Source organism: Priestia abyssalis (assembly GCF_002019595.1).
Classification (GTDB): domain Bacteria; phylum Bacillota; class Bacilli; order Bacillales; family Bacillaceae_H; genus Bacillus_BA; species Bacillus_BA abyssalis.
On sequence record NZ_KV917369.1, the window covers coordinates 3,302,792 to 3,316,836 of the forward strand.

Below are 14,045 nucleotides of genomic sequence, written 5' to 3' on the forward strand. Positions count from 1 at the left end.
TTTCTACTGTTATTTCTTGTTGTCCCTTTTCTCAAGCGTACGAGCGGCATTAAACCTGTTGGAATCTTCCGGACGCATTTGAATCGGGCGTTTTGACTGACGGTTAAAAGGAAGGCGGAACAGTGCGTCCTTCAAGTCCATGATTCGAATAGGGTAGATCGGCGCCAAGTAAGGACGCCCAATTGATGTAAGCTTCAGCAAATGCGCCAAAATATAGGAAAAACATAATGAAACCCCGACAATTCCCCATAGCTGCGCAAATAAAATAAACGGAAAACGAACTAGACGGATCGTATTACTCATTTGATAGATCGGTGTCGTAAAGGATGCAAGTGCCGCTAATGCGACGATGATGAGAAGTACATTACTCGTCAATCCTGCCTCTACTGATGCCGTCCCGATCACGATACCGCCTACGATACCGATTGTCTGGCCTACCTTCGTTGGCAGGCGCGCTCCAGCCTCCCGCAGCAATTCAATCGCCAATTCCAACACAATAACCTCGATGAAAGGAGGAAAAGGGATATCGGCTCTTGAAGACACAAGCGTAGCCAATAAATCAGTTGGAATCATTTCGTAATGATAGGTTAACACCGCTACGTATAACGGCGTGGATAAAACGGAAAACATGATGGCGCCGAGACGAATCAACCGAAAAGCTGACGCGATATGCCACGGCAGAAAATAATCCTCAAAGGCCGAAAAGAATTCCACTAATGTAATGGGGACGAGTAAGACGTGCGGGGACCCGTCTACCAAAACGGCAATTTTCCCCTCTGTCAATACACTGGCCACCCGGTCCGGCCGCTCGGTATCCACGATCTGCGGAAATGGGGAATTGCTGTTATCCGCTATCATTTGCGTAATGAACGAGCTGTCCGGAATTTGATCATATTCCAGGTCTTGAATTCGCTGTACAACGGTATTGATGTTTTCCTGATTGGCAATACCGTCAATAAACATAACGCCTACCCTCGTCTTTGAAATTTTCCCCACCCGCACTTCTTTTACGTGCAGCTGCGGAATGGGCAGCCTTTTTCGGATCAAATTGATGTTTGTATCCATGGTCTCTACAAAAGCTTCTTTTGGCCCAACAACGCTGAATTCCACTTCCGGAGTAGATACTTGCCGTGTTTCGTTTGCAATGGCGGACAACAAAATGCCTTTTTGAGCGTTTTTATGCAGGCGAATAAATATGTATCCGCTCATCAACTTATTCTGAATTTCCCCTACATCCTCAGTAATGGCGATGTCTTCAATCGGCAATATCCCCTCTAGCTCATCAAGATTGCCGAATTTTTTTTCACTAAGAGGGAACAGAACCGCACTATAAATAAAATCAGGATTAACCATCGTTTTAATGTAAGTGATCCAACACATCCCGCCAGCTGCATTATGGGAACTGTTTACGAAATCAGCTGAGGCTGACAGGGCGTCGAACAATCCACTGAGATCATTAAAGGTACTTTGTTTATTTTCTGTTTTCTTCTTTTTAAATTGAAACCAGTTAAACATCTTGCTTCACCACCAATGCCAGCCGTGACTTCCTTAATGATGGACCATACATAAGGAAGCCTTTATATACAAATGAGAAATGTTTTCCAAAATATACGTTTATTATCTATAACTCCAGCTTTTCTTATACATAAATAAGGAGACATGGGTGTTCTTTTCCCATGTCTCCTTATTTATGTAATTGGCTATGTTAAAGCCTACTATTGATTTTTGACTCATTTGAATGAAACGAAAAAAAGCGAAAAGCAACGGCAGTGTTTAATAAAGCCATTTATGTCAAAACTTCCGAATCGCCTCCATCACTGCTTCATTCTCACTTGTTTTATGAAACCCTTCATTTCTTTTACCTGTATCTAAATTTTCGACAACTGTTCGAAATCCGTTTTTGTTGATGATATCAATGATATACTTATTGCTCTCATATTCCATATAGCGGCGTTCAACACTCCAGTATGCAGGAAATTGTTGCACAACCAACACCTCCCTTTCCCATGTCTTTTTTCGACAAAAGCATACTCCATCCTGCCATGTCATCAAAATGTAATCATTTTATTACTAAAAATTATATTCTTTACGAATGGCTTTTACTTGATAATCAACGTGACAATATACAAAATGACAAGCAGTGTCCCCAAATAAAAAAGCAGCGGCAAGGTATTTGACGTATATAAAAAGGCAATAAAGAATAATGCCACTACATATGAAGCCAGTACGATAAAAAGGCGCAAAAATTTCCACCTCATCAAAGAATCAGCGGTAAGGAGCACGGTTATGTATCTTCTCTTTGTTGTTGTCGCTTGGATCATCATCGGAAAGAAATTCGTTCATTGGAAAACATGGAAAGAGTATTATTCTACGATTCAATATTTCATCATATGCAATCTTTTTTATAATTTTCTTTACTACAATCATACGTTATGGGCTTACAAAGCGAAAACAACTCCTCTTCTCAACCATACGCTCATTGAAACGGCATTTACCTTTTTGGTTGTCCCCATTACGATTATGATTTATTTGCAGCATTTCCCTGAGGGGGACCAAAAACAAAAGAAATATCTTTATGTATTTTCCTGGAGTTTCTTTTTTTGGATCATTGAGTATCTTTTCAGTAAGAAAGGCCTTTTTGTTTATGATAACGGATGGAATGTATGGTGGAGTGCCATATTCAACATGCTCATGTTCACCATGCTGAGGATTCATTATAAAAAGCCGTTACTAGCTCTGATCTTATCGATTCTAATCATCATTTTTCTCATCTTTTTGTTTCCATCGCCTTTATTGAAAATGAAATGACTCCAAAAGCTCGGCTTGTATAATGGGAGAATAAGGAAACCTTCCGATGGAATAGACCTGTTCTCCCACTTTTAAGACCCGCAAGCCTCCAATTAATCAAGTCGATCATTCATCGGTTTACTGCACCTGCACTCTAGAACGTAAGTATATACCGAACGAATCCAGTGGAAATCAATAAAACGAGAGCATGTATGGCCGACTATCCCAATCAGGCTTCCAATCAAAGCGCTTCCGATGATATCCGATGGGTAATGGTGCCCTGTCCATATACGCGAAAATCCCGTCATGACCGCAAGTCCCCACAAACGGCAGCCAAGTACAGGCTTGCGCAGAAAAACGAGAGTCGAAACAGTAAATGCCAGCAATGTATGTTTACTCGGAAACGAAGAATCTGTTTTAGACGGAATCAAGATGCCGACCCGCCGTTTCACAAACGGTCTCGGCTTATAATACAGAAGTTTGATCAAGCTGTTGACCAGCACCGCAATGACTGCACATCCCCCTGCGTGCACAACCGTTTTCCGGGAAGATTTATTTTGAAACCACATCCAGATGAAAACGAAAAGATAGACATAGCGCGCTTTATTGGCAATGGCAATCATCGCTGTATCCACTGGTGAACAACGTCCCGCAAGCCCATTAATAATCTTAAACCATTTTTTATCCATCAAAGCCCTCTCCTTATTTTGCAGATACATCTAATATTTCCGCCCAAAACAAGAAACATGTACCTTGTTTAATAGAAGGAGCGATTGTTGGTGTTATTTGGAGATTATCAGCATGAATCTCCCATTTTTTATATCTAACTATATAGATGAAGAGATGCTTTGTTATAATTTATTTACTATATAGATCGATTTAGAACATTCGACATAACCAAAGAACGGCCATGCCTAATGTTCTAGACCTAAGCGGCTGTCTGGATGACCAATTGTGATACCCTTCGATGAGAGGAAGATGTGTCGAGTTATTAAATGGGATGTATATAAATATTTTAGTCACTTCACAAGAAAGAAGCTCCGAACAGAGCCAGTTCGGAGCTTCTCTTCTCTATGTACAGTTGAATCGTAACAAAATTGCTTCCATTTCACAGCTTTTCTCGTTCTCTACTGTTCACCCCGTATGCTTTTCCTTCTCTTTGCCTATACTAATTTAATAAGTGTGGAGAAAACAACAGAGTATGATTTTGATCGTCTTACTCCCCGCTATGCGGGATAAAAAAATAAGAGGTGTCTTTATGTTGGATTGGATGGCTGAACACATGCTGCATCCCTCTTTTTTCATCAGTCTGGCCGTGTGCATGGTTATTATTTTCATTATCACTTGCTTTTTTTATGCATTGATGAAATTAGAACAAGAGAAAGTGGAGTAATGAGCAACGCATGAAAAGTTTTTAGCTTTTACTGTTTTTCCTTCTCCATTCTTCTTTTTACCCGATCAGACGGCTCCCAACAATTGAACCTGTAGGAAGGTTTCGTTTCATAACCGAGTCTCGAACAAATGTAAGTCATGCCCCGTTCGTTTTTAAGCGCTTGAAAATGGCAGCAAGCCGCACAACAATGAAACCGATTCAAATCCATCACTTCCTTTAAACTAATACAATATTTTGGAAATCAATCCCTTTAACATGATAAAACCTTAAATGAACGAACGTTCCGATACTGAACGACTCGTTTCGAAAATAACAATGGCCTTTCCGGCACTATTTGTTTTCATCTCCTGTATGAAGGAACGATCGATTTTTTCAAAAAATTTGTCTTCATAGTGACTCCCCTTGCTTGTGAATCGAAAAAGACCCGGCCCTGGACTGCCCTTTTTCCTTATATGTATATAGCTTATCGTGATAGGAAATCTGAGAAAAGACGGGTAAAAACTAATACTATTTTACTATTTACAGTAAATAATAACCAGAACCAATATTCATTTTTTTCGACATAGATCAAAGCATCTATACAAACTACATATAAGCAGCCTTGATCATGCTTGTATTTATATGAATAAGACATTCTAAAGCGGGTTAAATTCCCTTCATTCATACATATATTCACAACAAGTTGGAAAGAATGGATGTTAAGAGCGTTATTCATCATGTCTCATCACCTTTGTTCTGTAACGCTCTTCATTTTTGGAAAGGGGTAGTTCAATCATGCATGATGAATATGATGAAAAGCTTTTATTTATTAAAGAACTTGGCCGCTTAATGAATGATTATGATAAGTGCGATAATCGAGAAGCGAAAGACGAAATCTATAAAGACATCCTCCTTTTAAGTGACGCCATTTTACAGATTCATTGAGAGGAAAGATGTTTAAATAAAAACATCTTTCAGCAGGAGTCCACTCTTCTTTAAGACACCTCATTTTTCTTGTACTGCGCGAGCTCTAACATGAGCTTTCTTTTTTCCTCTTCAAAATCAGGTTGGTGCTCTGTCCTCTTCCGTTCTGCCTGTGGATTTACAAGCCGGTCAGGCACTATTTCTTTTCTCACAGATTTAGTCCGTCCATAGGCCCTCATAAAGTTCCCTGAAAGATTGCTGTTTTTTTGCCTCGTTTCAGCTGTCATTCGTTCCCGTTCCTTTTTCAAATATGCCTGTCTAAAAATATGCTCTTTCACGTAAGAAAAGGCATGAATCTGATCACCTGGATATTTTGGTTTGTATGCAACGAACGCTTCGTTCAGCCATTTGATTGCCTCTTCGTAACAGATACCGCTTTGGACCACTCCTGTAAATCCTTTGCACTCGGATAAAGCCCGCGTCCCCTACGCTCAAGAAAGGCCCTTTCCAGCATCAAGTCATAGGCAGCAGATTCAAAATGGCACGGTGCCTCTTTACTGTCAGCTTGTTCATTCTCATTCTTGCCAACTTTCACGAAGTGTGCGGACGCGCCTTCTTCATCCTCTTTTTTTCTGTTCGTATTCTCTGAAGTACTCTCTTGTAACGAATTGGTCAAGTTGAACGAATCGCCTGTCCAAGTTGAACGGTTCCCTTGTTCATTTTGAATAGCCGGTCCATTCGTGTCCCCAAACTTGGAATAGTCGATGCGATACCATTTTGTCTGGTTGTTATGACTGCTGTTGAACTGTTCTGTTTGAATGTAGCCGCCCGTTTCCAATTTCCCTATAATCCTTCTAATGGTGCTGATCGACCAAAACGGAAATTGTTCCTGCCATTTTTCATATGTATTGTATACCCATAGATGACCGTCCCGTTCATTACGGCTTCCCTGCAGCCAATAATGCAGCTGCTGCCAAAAAATGGCCTCATTCAATCCCAGCTCCACCGCAAGTGACGGCAATACAATCAATGGTTTATCTTCTATTAATAATCGACTCATTTTGTCCTCCTTTTTAAACACACACTATTAATAAAAATATCCCTACTTATTAAATAGAAGAAAAAAGAAGTTTGGGGGAGTGGATTTATATAAATTGATTTAGAAAATTTGGATGGCTATTCCAGTGGTCTAGATAACCAATTGTGAATCCCTGTCGATGGAATAAAACGTGTCGAGTTATTAAGTAGAATATATATAGAAAAAAAGTAGAAGAACCAAAAAGAAAAAAACTTATAACCGGATGTATCAGCTACATATAAATAAGTGAAAGGCCCCGTCACGAAATCCTGTTTTTACGGGATTTCGTGACGGGGCCCTTTTCGGTCATCTTTATAGTCTACAAAATTTCATCTAACACCGCAAGAAATTCATTGATGTTCAGCGGTTTCGTCAAATAAGCGTCAAATCCGATGTTCATGGCCGCTTCGATATCTGCCTGCATGGCATTGGCACTTAAAGCGATGACCGGGATGTCCTTTGTTTGCTCATTGGATTTACATTTATAATCCGGCCGTTAAGATCGATCAAAAGAACAAGAAAAGGGCTGTACTTAAAAAGAGAGTGAAAATGCTGTTCAGAAAATCGATGCCTTTCTATCGCTCGATTTCGCTTGAAGTAAGCATGTAGAATGGCCCCCAACAATAAGCCAACCATTATGAAGCCAAGCGTATAAAATGACATGTTAAATGAAGAAACAATAGCCACAAGGACAGAAGCAGCAACCAGCCGATAATCGTAGTGTCCAAAATCAGTCATTTCTTTAACTCCTTCTTTCTTCAGACTGTTTTCATGATATACAATTAAGCGGCTGAACACAATTTTTAGATGTGATCACGCTAAGCCATTCAATTCCCACTAAAATTAGCAACCGATTTTTGACGAATAAAAAAGAGCCGTGGCACTCAGCCTCCGGCTCTTTTTTTCATTTTATTGTTCATTTTGGAACTTTCCATGCTCCGCAAAATACTTCATAGCTTCCCCTATTTCGTCACGGACACGTTGGAACTCGCTCCAATCCTTGCCTGCGGGATCATCAAATCCTACGTGTATCTTACGCGCACCTTCTTTACGGGGAGTTACTACAGGGCAATGGTCGGCCGCATGTCCGCATAATGTAACAACTAAATCGGCATTGTTTAGAATCTCCTGGTCAATGACATCAGACGTTTGAGACGAAATGTCGATACCCGCTTCTTTCATTGCTTTTATGGCATTCGGATTCAATCCGTGTGCTTCAAGCCCTGCACTGCGTACTTCCCATTCATCGCCCAAATGTTTTTTCGCCCAGCCCTCAGCCATTTGGCTGCGGCAAGAATTTCCTGTGCATAAGAAGTAGATTATTTTTTTGTCCATGTTGTCTGTCTCCTTTAGTATGAAAAATCGATGTAGAATATTCGGCATGACCAAAGAACGGCCATGTCAAATATTCTAGACCTAAGCGGCTGTCACCCCCCTTTCGGGGTTGGCGCCATCCGCATAGGTAAACCTTTGAAGATGAATTCAAGTTGTCTGAATGACCGCTTATGATTACTCCTCAATGAAATGAAGATATACCCAGTTATTAAGCGGAGTACATATGGAAATATATAGATTAAACAATTAACAACCATAAGTAGAGTCCTAATAGGGTGATGAATAATGTTGGGATGGTTAGGATGATTCCCGTTTTAAAGTATGTTCCCCAGCCTATTTTCACGCCTTTTAAACTTAGGACATGCAGCCATAACAAGGTGGCCAGTGAACCGATCGGCGTAATTTTCGGACCTAAATCCGAACCGATTACATTCGCATAAATCAACGCCTCTTTTACAGCTCCTGTTGCATTTGTCGCATCGATCGCAAGTGCATCAATCATCACCGTCGGCATATTATTCATGACAGAAGACAAGATTGCTGCCAAAAAGCCCATCACCATCGTTGCCGCAAACAAACCTTCATCCACACTCATCTGAATCACATCAGCAAGCAGTCCCGTTAAGCCGACATTACGCAAGCCGTATACGACGACATACATCCCGATCGAGAAAAACACGATCGCCCAAGGTGCACCTTTAAGTACTTGCTTCGTATGAACCGCAGGACTTTTTCTCGCCATGAACAAAAAGAAAATCGAGACGATTCCTGCGATAAATGAAACGGGAACCCCAAAGAATTCACTCGCAAAGTAACCGACCAACAATACAGCCAGCACGACCCAAGATAAACGAAACATCTTCTCATCCTGAATCGCATCCACCGGCTTTTTGACATCTGCCAATTCATATCGTTTCGGGATTTGCTTGCGGAAGTACAAAAATAAAACGAGAATACTCGCAAACAGCGCGAAGAAATTCGGCACGATCATCCGTGATGCATACTCGGCAAAGCCGATTCCGAAAAAGTCAGCCGACACAATATTGACGAGGTTGCTGACGACTAATGGAAGCGATGTCGTATCGGCGATAAATCCACTCGCAATAATGAATGGAAAGACCATTTTTTCGTCAAATTTCAAGGCACGAACCATCGCCAGTACAATCGGCGTCAAAATCAGCGCCGCACCGTCATTCGCAAAAAAGGCTGAGACGAGCGCTCCAAGAATCGAAACATACACGAACATTTTTACACCGTTGCCACCCGCTGCTCTTGCCACATGCAGTGCCGCCCATTCAAAAAAGCCGATTTCATCTAAAATTAAAGAAATGATAATAATAGCAATAAAGGTAAGCGTCGCATTCCACACAATTTGTGTTACATCCATCACATCTTGAAAATCCACCACACCTGCAATGAGCGCGACAATTGCACCTCCGCAGGCAGACCAGCCAATCGACAGGTTTTTAGGCTGCCAAATGACAAGGACCAGCGTGATCAAGAAAATCACGGACGCTAATATCGTTGATGTCAATGTTCAAACCCCTTCCGTTAATCACATGAAATACGCAACCCTCGTTCTTCGAGCTCTTTGAGGCGGTCATCTTGACTTGGAAGATACCCCAATAAGCTTTGCACAAGGACATAGTATTCACTTTGTTTATTTAATGAATAAATGATCCATTGCCCTTTTCGTGACTCCTTCACCAACCCCGCATCCTTCAATTTACGAAGATGCTGGCTAATAGCAGGCTGGCTCATCTCGAATAAGGCAACGAACTCACATACACACGCGTCATTGCTTTCTAACATTTTAACCATCGAAAGTCTTGTTTTATCTCCCAATAATTTAAGGATTGTTGCTGCTTTTTCAATTTCGACTACTATTTCAATCATTTCCGTACACCTCCATCAGTCAATCACTATATAATAATACACTTATATAGTTAATTAAAAAAGTATACTCCTATCATTAGAAGAAATGCTTCAACTTATTCATATAATGGGAGATGATCGATGTTCCTCCTCTTTTCATAATGCTGTAATAGCAAAAGCAAAAACTAACAAGACAAATCATAAAACAGGCATGATAGTCAGATTCATAATGTTTGTTCACCCCTTTTGCTTTTAAAGGCATTCGGAGTCGCTTTTACACCAAATCAATATATAACAATGCACTTATATAATAGAATACTTATATAAAATCGTCAATTCATTTATTGTAAAGTCATTGTAAAGTTTCCGCTCATTAGAGTTTACATCAAGCGGTGCAAGCCATAGCTCCTTATAAAGCAATATAAAAAAGAGACCGGGCTGTACCAATCTCTTTGTTTACGGATAAACAATCCGTGCATTTTTTACCCTTGATGAGTCCATTTGTTTGCTAAGGTCTGAGCAGAGGCCCTTCTTTCTTTTGTATAAACGATGCCCACATATAATACCCGCATGGTTAATCGCCATCACCGCTTCACCTTTTCTCTCTCCAAAAACAAAGAAAAAACATTCCTCAACAGCTCGAATTCGACGTACAGCACGAAGTTTTCGATTTTAAATCCACGCTGCAAACGCCTGTTTCCGGCAAATCGAGCTCAACTTTCTTTGCCGCCTCCTCATCTCCGGCCAGATAGGCTGTCACAGATCGGACTTGTTCATAACCGGTTGCCATGAGGAAAGTCGGGGCACGACCGTAGCTTTTCGCTCCGACAATATAAAAATCTTTTTCCGGTTGGCGAAGCTCTTTTTCTCCATGCGGCCGGACGGTTCCGCAGCTATGAATGTTCGGATCAATGAGCGGAGACAGCGCTTCCACACTTTCCACCGCGCTATCAATCGATGTACGAACTTCGCGGATCATCATCAAATCCGGGCGGCTCCCCGCATTTACAATCATCTCGTCTACGTCCGGAATGATTCTCTCTTTTCCATTTTGGCTGCCGATGATTTCTATTTTGTTCATTGATTTTTTAACATTTTGGATAAGAAATGGTGTAACAACGGTGACCTTTCCGTCATTAACCAGTTGATGGATGCGGCTGCCGAGCGCTCCTCTCGCTGCAAGTGCATCTTTTTCTTCGCCCCCATACGCCTCTTCCACACGCTGGCGTCTCATGATCCAAATAATGTCCGTTTCCCGATGAGCTTCTTTCAACTGTGCCAAATCCAATAAGGAATTAATGGCAGAATGCCCGCCCCCTACAACGGCCACACACTTATTCGCATAACGCTCCCGTTCTTTTCCCAAAATATCCGGGATGCCGTAAACCATTTGTTCTTGAAGAGATTGTTCCTCTTTCAGCCAAATACCGCTCGAATTCGCCGGATTCGGATTCCCCCACGTACCGGAAGCATCCAATACCGCTCTCGCTTCAAATGTTGCCAGCACGCCCTCTTTTTCTGCATGAATGACAAAGGGCATCTGCTCACGGTTTGCGGTCTTCATTTTGTCTGTATCTTTCCGTCCAATCGATAACACCTTTGTATGGAAATGTAAATGAGGCTGGATTTCCGGAATGTCGGCAAGCGGCTGCAAATATCGCTCAACAAGCTCTTTTCCTGTCGGCAGCGCCTCTAAATCAGGCTTTTTCCATCCATACTTTTTTAATAACTCAGAGGCCTCTTTATCGATGTTATAGCGCCATGGCGAGAATAAACGGACATGTCCCCATGTTAAAATATTGGTTCCTGCTTGTGTCCCCGCTTCCAGTAAGATAAAGTCCTCTCCCCGTTTCGCCAAATGTGCGGCAGCAGCCAAACCTACAGGGCCGCCGCCAATAATCGCAACCGGCAGCTTGTTTGTTGCTTCACTGTTTGGTGTATGAGTTTGAACTAATTCCGTTTTAGAAGCACAGCACCCTTCTGCTTTGAATGAAATGTTCCATTTTGTCATAACCATTCTCCTCCTCATAACATTTATTATTTATATATACCTTCTTTAAATCAAAAAAGGTTGAGTTAAAGAATAAAAAAATTTAGTTCAACCTTTTAAAACTGTGTTCAATGCTGTAAAGGATGAGACAAACACTTTATGATGCAATTTTTGTATGAGTCTTCTTTTAAATCAATTTTTCTTGATATTTTAATCATATACAATATTTTCCGATCGCGCAATTATTAAATCAAAAAAAATTGATTTTAAAAAACCTATAATGAAGTCATACAAAATTTAGAAGATGATTAATTTGACGAAAGCTTATAAAATATAAAGATACGCAAATTTAATAAAGACAACTTTATATAGCATAGAAAGAGAGGAACTTGATTTGCCCGAGAAAAATGTACAACTCGCTGCCATCCTGGATATCGAAACAACCGGTTTAAGCCCCCACGACTGTGACATCATTGAAGCGGCCATCATTTTATTTTCATATGATGCCGTGACAGGTGAGGTATTGGAAATCGTCGAGGAATATTCCGGTTTCAATATGCCTTCATCCCCTATCAGCCCTTTTATTACAAGACTGACCGGGATTACGAATAAAATGGTCCAAAATGAGAAGCTGGATGACGCGAAAATAATGGCTCTGCTTCAGCAAGCACATGGGATCATCGCCCATAACGCTTCGTTTGACCGCAGCTTTTTGCTTAAACGCTATCCGGTATTCGCCGAAAAACGCTGGCATTGTTCGATGCGTTCTGTCAAATGGAAAGATTACGGCTTCATGAATAAAAAATTGGACACTTTGCTTGAAGGCCACAGTATCGTAAGAAAAAACGCCCACCGTGCAATGGATGATGTAAAAGCGACCTTACAGCTTTTACAATCGAAAAACCCCCACGACGACTATTATTTACTTGAAGTGATGAAAAAGGCGATGAGCAAGCCGAAGGGAGTTTTATCCCCTGCTGCCAAAAGGGGGTAACGATTTCATTCAAACTAGGGAGTAGACGTTTCATTATTTTTTTGAAAATAAAAGCGGACAACCACCCCATTTGGAATTTTATGCTAAAATATAGAAGCATAAAGTAAGATCGGTGCACACTTTTCCATTTCTGGTGGTGAAAAAGTTGGTCAAAACCGTATTGGTCGCATTGTTATCGTTTATGGTCGTAAGCAGCTTGCTCATTTGGATTGGATATTTGTTCAATCTTGAGTGGCTGATGTTTAGCTTTTACGAAGAAACGTCTGCAGGATTCGAAGCAGGCGGCTCCGTCATCGCTTTTATCATTGGATTGGTTTGCAGTTATATAATAGGAAATCTATATAACAAGAGATTTGCCTAGTGATGATCCTAAAACCCATGATATGGGCGTTAACTAAAAAACGTTTGGACAACAGCCCAAACGTTTTTTAGTTTGTATTCAGTTCTCCAATCTTACAGCACCCAATGACGAATGGCTTGGGCCACGCCGTCTTCCGCGTTGGTCCCGGTTATCCAGTCAGCGGTCTCTTTGACGATCGGCTGTGCATTTCCCATTGCTACGCCGCAGCCTGCCTCTTTAATCATAGCGATATCATTGAGACTGTCTCCCATAGCAATCACTTCATCCATCGAAATGCCAAGCTTATCGCAAACCGTCAGAAGTGCCCTCGCTTTATTGATGCCAATTGCGTTTACTTCAATATTCGTTGGACTCGAGTTCGTGATTTCAAGCTCCTCATTTTTTAAAAGTTCCGCTAAAACGGCTTCTCTCACTTCATCCTCATCGAAATCAAATCCAAACTTCAGCCATTGATGGGAAGAAATGTCCTCCGGGAACTCTTCCCGCCATACCTTATCGCTTGTTACGGCCCAAAAGCGCGCATTATGTATATTCCTTAATTCCCACATCATTTCAATATGTGAAGCATCAAGAATAGTTCGTTCCAATAAATTCCCAGCACAATCCCATATTTCACTCCCATTCACTGTCACAAGGTAAGATGAAAGTTTAAGAGATTCAGCAAATTCACGGCAAGTCATAATAGAACGGCCGGTGCTCAACACAACATGGACACCCTTTGCCTGTGCTTCTTCAATCGCCTGCCGATTCTCCTTAGAAATTTTCCCTTCTTCATTCAACAGTGTCCCATCCATATCTAGTGCGATCAGCTTAAAATTTGTTTTTATCTTATTAGAATCTTTCACTATGTACCCTTCCTTTCTCTAAAGCTTGTTTTCTAGCTTAAGCTCCTCGATTGACATTTGCTTTTTTCTTATAACTTCATTAGTATTAGCATCATAATGATAGATTTCTAGTGTTCCTCCCGTTTCCCGTGCAGAGTCACCTGATAAGATGCCAAAATCGCCGTTCTCCAATGGAATGACATTCCTATAATAATTTGACGGTGAAGGCTGCATGGTGTCATGATTATGGTCTACGTTAACATGGACGTTTTTTCCGGAAAAGAACAAAAGAACAATCGTCATCACTACTAAAGTTATCCGTATTCTTCTAAGTTCTGTCATATATTCATCCATCATCCTGTTCACCCGCTCTCTACCAGCTCTCAGGAATATTTTACCACAATCTGTTCGTTTATTTAACCCGAAACAACTGAATAGAACACTCGTCTATCTTTCAATCAAAAAAAGATCATTTATTTTCAAAAAAATATTGCTAACCCATCTA

Annotated in this window: 19 protein-coding genes; 5 read left to right on the forward strand and 14 right to left on the reverse strand. The window is 41.0% G+C overall.

What is annotated here, in order from left to right; genetic code table 11:
• Positions 1-9: 9 nt before the first annotated feature.
• The 3 genes from BK575_RS15890 to BK575_RS28685 form a co-directional block, all read right to left on the reverse strand.
• The gene (locus BK575_RS15890; protein WP_078411485.1) at positions 10-1,515 is read right to left on the reverse strand and encodes a spore germination protein; all 1,506 of its coding nucleotides are present in this window, start codon (positions 1,513-1,515) and stop codon (positions 10-12) included.
• A gap of 276 nt (positions 1,516-1,791) precedes the next feature.
• Positions 1,792-1,986 carry a hypothetical protein gene (locus BK575_RS15895; protein WP_078411487.1) on the reverse strand — a complete coding sequence of 65 codons (195 nt, stop codon included), beginning with the start codon at positions 1,984-1,986 and terminating at the stop codon, positions 1,792-1,794.
• A 113-nt stretch (positions 1,987-2,099) separates the two neighbouring features.
• On the reverse strand, positions 2,100-2,243 hold the full coding sequence (locus BK575_RS28685) for a hypothetical protein (RefSeq protein WP_169907845.1): 144 nt from the start codon (positions 2,241-2,243) through the stop codon (positions 2,100-2,102).
• Between the two features lie 43 nt (positions 2,244-2,286).
• Between BK575_RS28685 and BK575_RS15900 the strand changes: the two genes are divergently transcribed.
• The gene (locus BK575_RS15900; RefSeq protein ID WP_078411489.1) at positions 2,287-2,808 is read left to right on the forward strand and encodes a CBO0543 family protein; all 522 of its coding nucleotides are present in this window, start codon (positions 2,287-2,289) and stop codon (positions 2,806-2,808) included.
• Between the two features lie 92 nt (positions 2,809-2,900).
• On the opposite strand, the gene BK575_RS15905 is transcribed toward BK575_RS15900, so the two are convergent.
• The gene (locus tag BK575_RS15905; RefSeq protein ID WP_078411491.1) at positions 2,901-3,476 is read right to left on the reverse strand and encodes an undecaprenyl-diphosphatase; all 576 of its coding nucleotides are present in this window, start codon (positions 3,474-3,476) and stop codon (positions 2,901-2,903) included.
• A 569-nt stretch (positions 3,477-4,045) separates the two neighbouring features.
• Between BK575_RS15905 and BK575_RS29410 the strand changes: the two genes are divergently transcribed.
• Positions 4,046-4,180, forward strand: coding sequence for a hypothetical protein (locus tag BK575_RS29410; protein WP_268877740.1), 135 nt, complete (start codon positions 4,046-4,048; stop codon positions 4,178-4,180).
• 774 nt (positions 4,181-4,954) lie between these two features.
• Complete coding sequence (locus BK575_RS28690; protein WP_169907847.1) at positions 4,955-5,104, forward strand: hypothetical protein; 150 nt, start codon at positions 4,955-4,957, stop codon at positions 5,102-5,104.
• Between the two features lie 50 nt (positions 5,105-5,154).
• Here the strand turns inward: BK575_RS28690 and BK575_RS15915 are convergent, their stop codons facing one another.
• From BK575_RS15915 to BK575_RS15950, 8 genes are all read right to left on the reverse strand, one after another.
• Entirely contained in the window at positions 5,155-5,529 is a 375-nt protein-coding gene (locus BK575_RS15915; protein WP_078411495.1) for a hypothetical protein, read from the reverse strand.
• The gene (locus BK575_RS15920; RefSeq protein ID WP_078411498.1) at positions 5,484-6,143 is read right to left on the reverse strand and encodes a hypothetical protein; all 660 of its coding nucleotides are present in this window, start codon (positions 6,141-6,143) and stop codon (positions 5,484-5,486) included. Before BK575_RS15920 ends, BK575_RS15915 begins: the two co-directional genes overlap by 46 nt.
• 337 nt (positions 6,144-6,480) lie before the next feature.
• Complete coding sequence (locus BK575_RS29500; RefSeq protein WP_078411500.1) at positions 6,481-6,585, reverse strand: hypothetical protein; 105 nt, start codon at positions 6,583-6,585, stop codon at positions 6,481-6,483.
• Positions 6,586-6,596: 11 nt separating this feature from the next.
• Positions 6,597-6,899, reverse strand: a complete 303-nt coding sequence (locus BK575_RS15930) for a PAS domain-containing protein (protein WP_078411502.1) — start codon at positions 6,897-6,899, stop codon at positions 6,597-6,599.
• Positions 6,900-7,070: 171 nt separating this feature from the next.
• Positions 7,071-7,496: an arsenate reductase (thioredoxin) gene (gene arsC, locus BK575_RS15935; protein ID WP_078411504.1), complete on the reverse strand. Its 426-nt coding sequence runs from the start codon at positions 7,494-7,496 to the stop codon at positions 7,071-7,073.
• 238 nt (positions 7,497-7,734) lie between these two features.
• Positions 7,735-9,030 (reverse strand): arsenic transporter, encoded by a 1,296-nt coding sequence (locus BK575_RS15940; protein ID WP_078411506.1) that lies wholly within the window; start codon positions 9,028-9,030, stop codon positions 7,735-7,737.
• Between the two features lie 17 nt (positions 9,031-9,047).
• On the reverse strand, positions 9,048-9,392 hold the full coding sequence (locus BK575_RS15945; protein ID WP_078411508.1) for an ArsR/SmtB family transcription factor: 345 nt from the start codon (positions 9,390-9,392) through the stop codon (positions 9,048-9,050).
• A gap of 610 nt (positions 9,393-10,002) precedes the next feature.
• Positions 10,003-11,382: an FAD-dependent oxidoreductase gene (locus BK575_RS15950; protein ID WP_078411510.1), complete on the reverse strand. Its 1,380-nt coding sequence runs from the start codon at positions 11,380-11,382 to the stop codon at positions 10,003-10,005.
• Positions 11,383-11,755: 373 nt separating this feature from the next.
• Between BK575_RS15950 and BK575_RS15955 the strand changes: the two genes are divergently transcribed.
• Together BK575_RS15955 and BK575_RS15960 are read left to right on the forward strand one after the other, a co-directional pair.
• Positions 11,756-12,355 carry an exonuclease domain-containing protein gene (locus tag BK575_RS15955; RefSeq protein WP_078411512.1) on the forward strand — a complete coding sequence of 200 codons (600 nt, stop codon included), beginning with the start codon at positions 11,756-11,758 and terminating at the stop codon, positions 12,353-12,355.
• A 145-nt stretch (positions 12,356-12,500) separates the two neighbouring features.
• Positions 12,501-12,716 (forward strand): hypothetical protein, encoded by a 216-nt coding sequence (locus tag BK575_RS15960; protein WP_078411514.1) that lies wholly within the window; start codon positions 12,501-12,503, stop codon positions 12,714-12,716.
• A gap of 92 nt (positions 12,717-12,808) precedes the next feature.
• On the opposite strand, the gene BK575_RS15965 is transcribed toward BK575_RS15960, so the two are convergent.
• Both BK575_RS15965 and BK575_RS15970 read right to left on the reverse strand, forming a co-directional pair.
• Positions 12,809-13,561, reverse strand: a complete 753-nt coding sequence (locus tag BK575_RS15965) for a Cof-type HAD-IIB family hydrolase (protein ID WP_268877741.1) — start codon at positions 13,559-13,561, stop codon at positions 12,809-12,811.
• A gap of 18 nt (positions 13,562-13,579) precedes the next feature.
• Complete coding sequence (locus tag BK575_RS15970; protein ID WP_139368056.1) at positions 13,580-13,897, reverse strand: hypothetical protein; 318 nt, start codon at positions 13,895-13,897, stop codon at positions 13,580-13,582.
• Positions 13,898-14,045: the final 148 nt, after the last annotated feature.

Coding starts and splice junctions, on each gene's coding strand:
- BK575_RS15950 (WP_078411510.1), bottom strand. CDS start 11,382: ATGACAAAATGGAACATTTCATTCAAAGCAGAAGGGTGCTGTGCTTCT.
- BK575_RS15920 (WP_078411498.1), bottom strand. CDS start 6,143: ATGAGTCGATTATTAATAGAAGATAAACCATTGATTGTATTGCCGTCA.
- BK575_RS15890 (WP_078411485.1), bottom strand. CDS start 1,515: ATGTTTAACTGGTTTCAATTTAAAAAGAAGAAAACAGAAAATAAACAA.
- BK575_RS15900 (WP_078411489.1), top strand. CDS start 2,287: ATGTATCTTCTCTTTGTTGTTGTCGCTTGGATCATCATCGGAAAGAAA.
- BK575_RS15930 (WP_078411502.1), bottom strand. CDS start 6,899: ATGACTGATTTTGGACACTACGATTATCGGCTGGTTGCTGCTTCTGTC.
- BK575_RS28690 (WP_169907847.1), top strand. CDS start 4,955: ATGCATGATGAATATGATGAAAAGCTTTTATTTATTAAAGAACTTGGC.
- arsC (WP_078411504.1), bottom strand. CDS start 7,496: ATGGACAAAAAAATAATCTACTTCTTATGCACAGGAAATTCTTGCCGC.
- BK575_RS15970 (WP_139368056.1), bottom strand. CDS start 13,897: ATGATGGATGAATATATGACAGAACTTAGAAGAATACGGATAACTTTA.
- BK575_RS29410 (WP_268877740.1), top strand. CDS start 4,046: ATGTTGGATTGGATGGCTGAACACATGCTGCATCCCTCTTTTTTCATC.
- BK575_RS29500 (WP_078411500.1), bottom strand. CDS start 6,585: ATGCAGGCAGATATCGAAGCGGCCATGAACATCGGATTTGACGCTTAT.
- BK575_RS15905 (WP_078411491.1), bottom strand. CDS start 3,476: ATGGATAAAAAATGGTTTAAGATTATTAATGGGCTTGCGGGACGTTGT.
- BK575_RS15945 (WP_078411508.1), bottom strand. CDS start 9,392: ATGATTGAAATAGTAGTCGAAATTGAAAAAGCAGCAACAATCCTTAAA.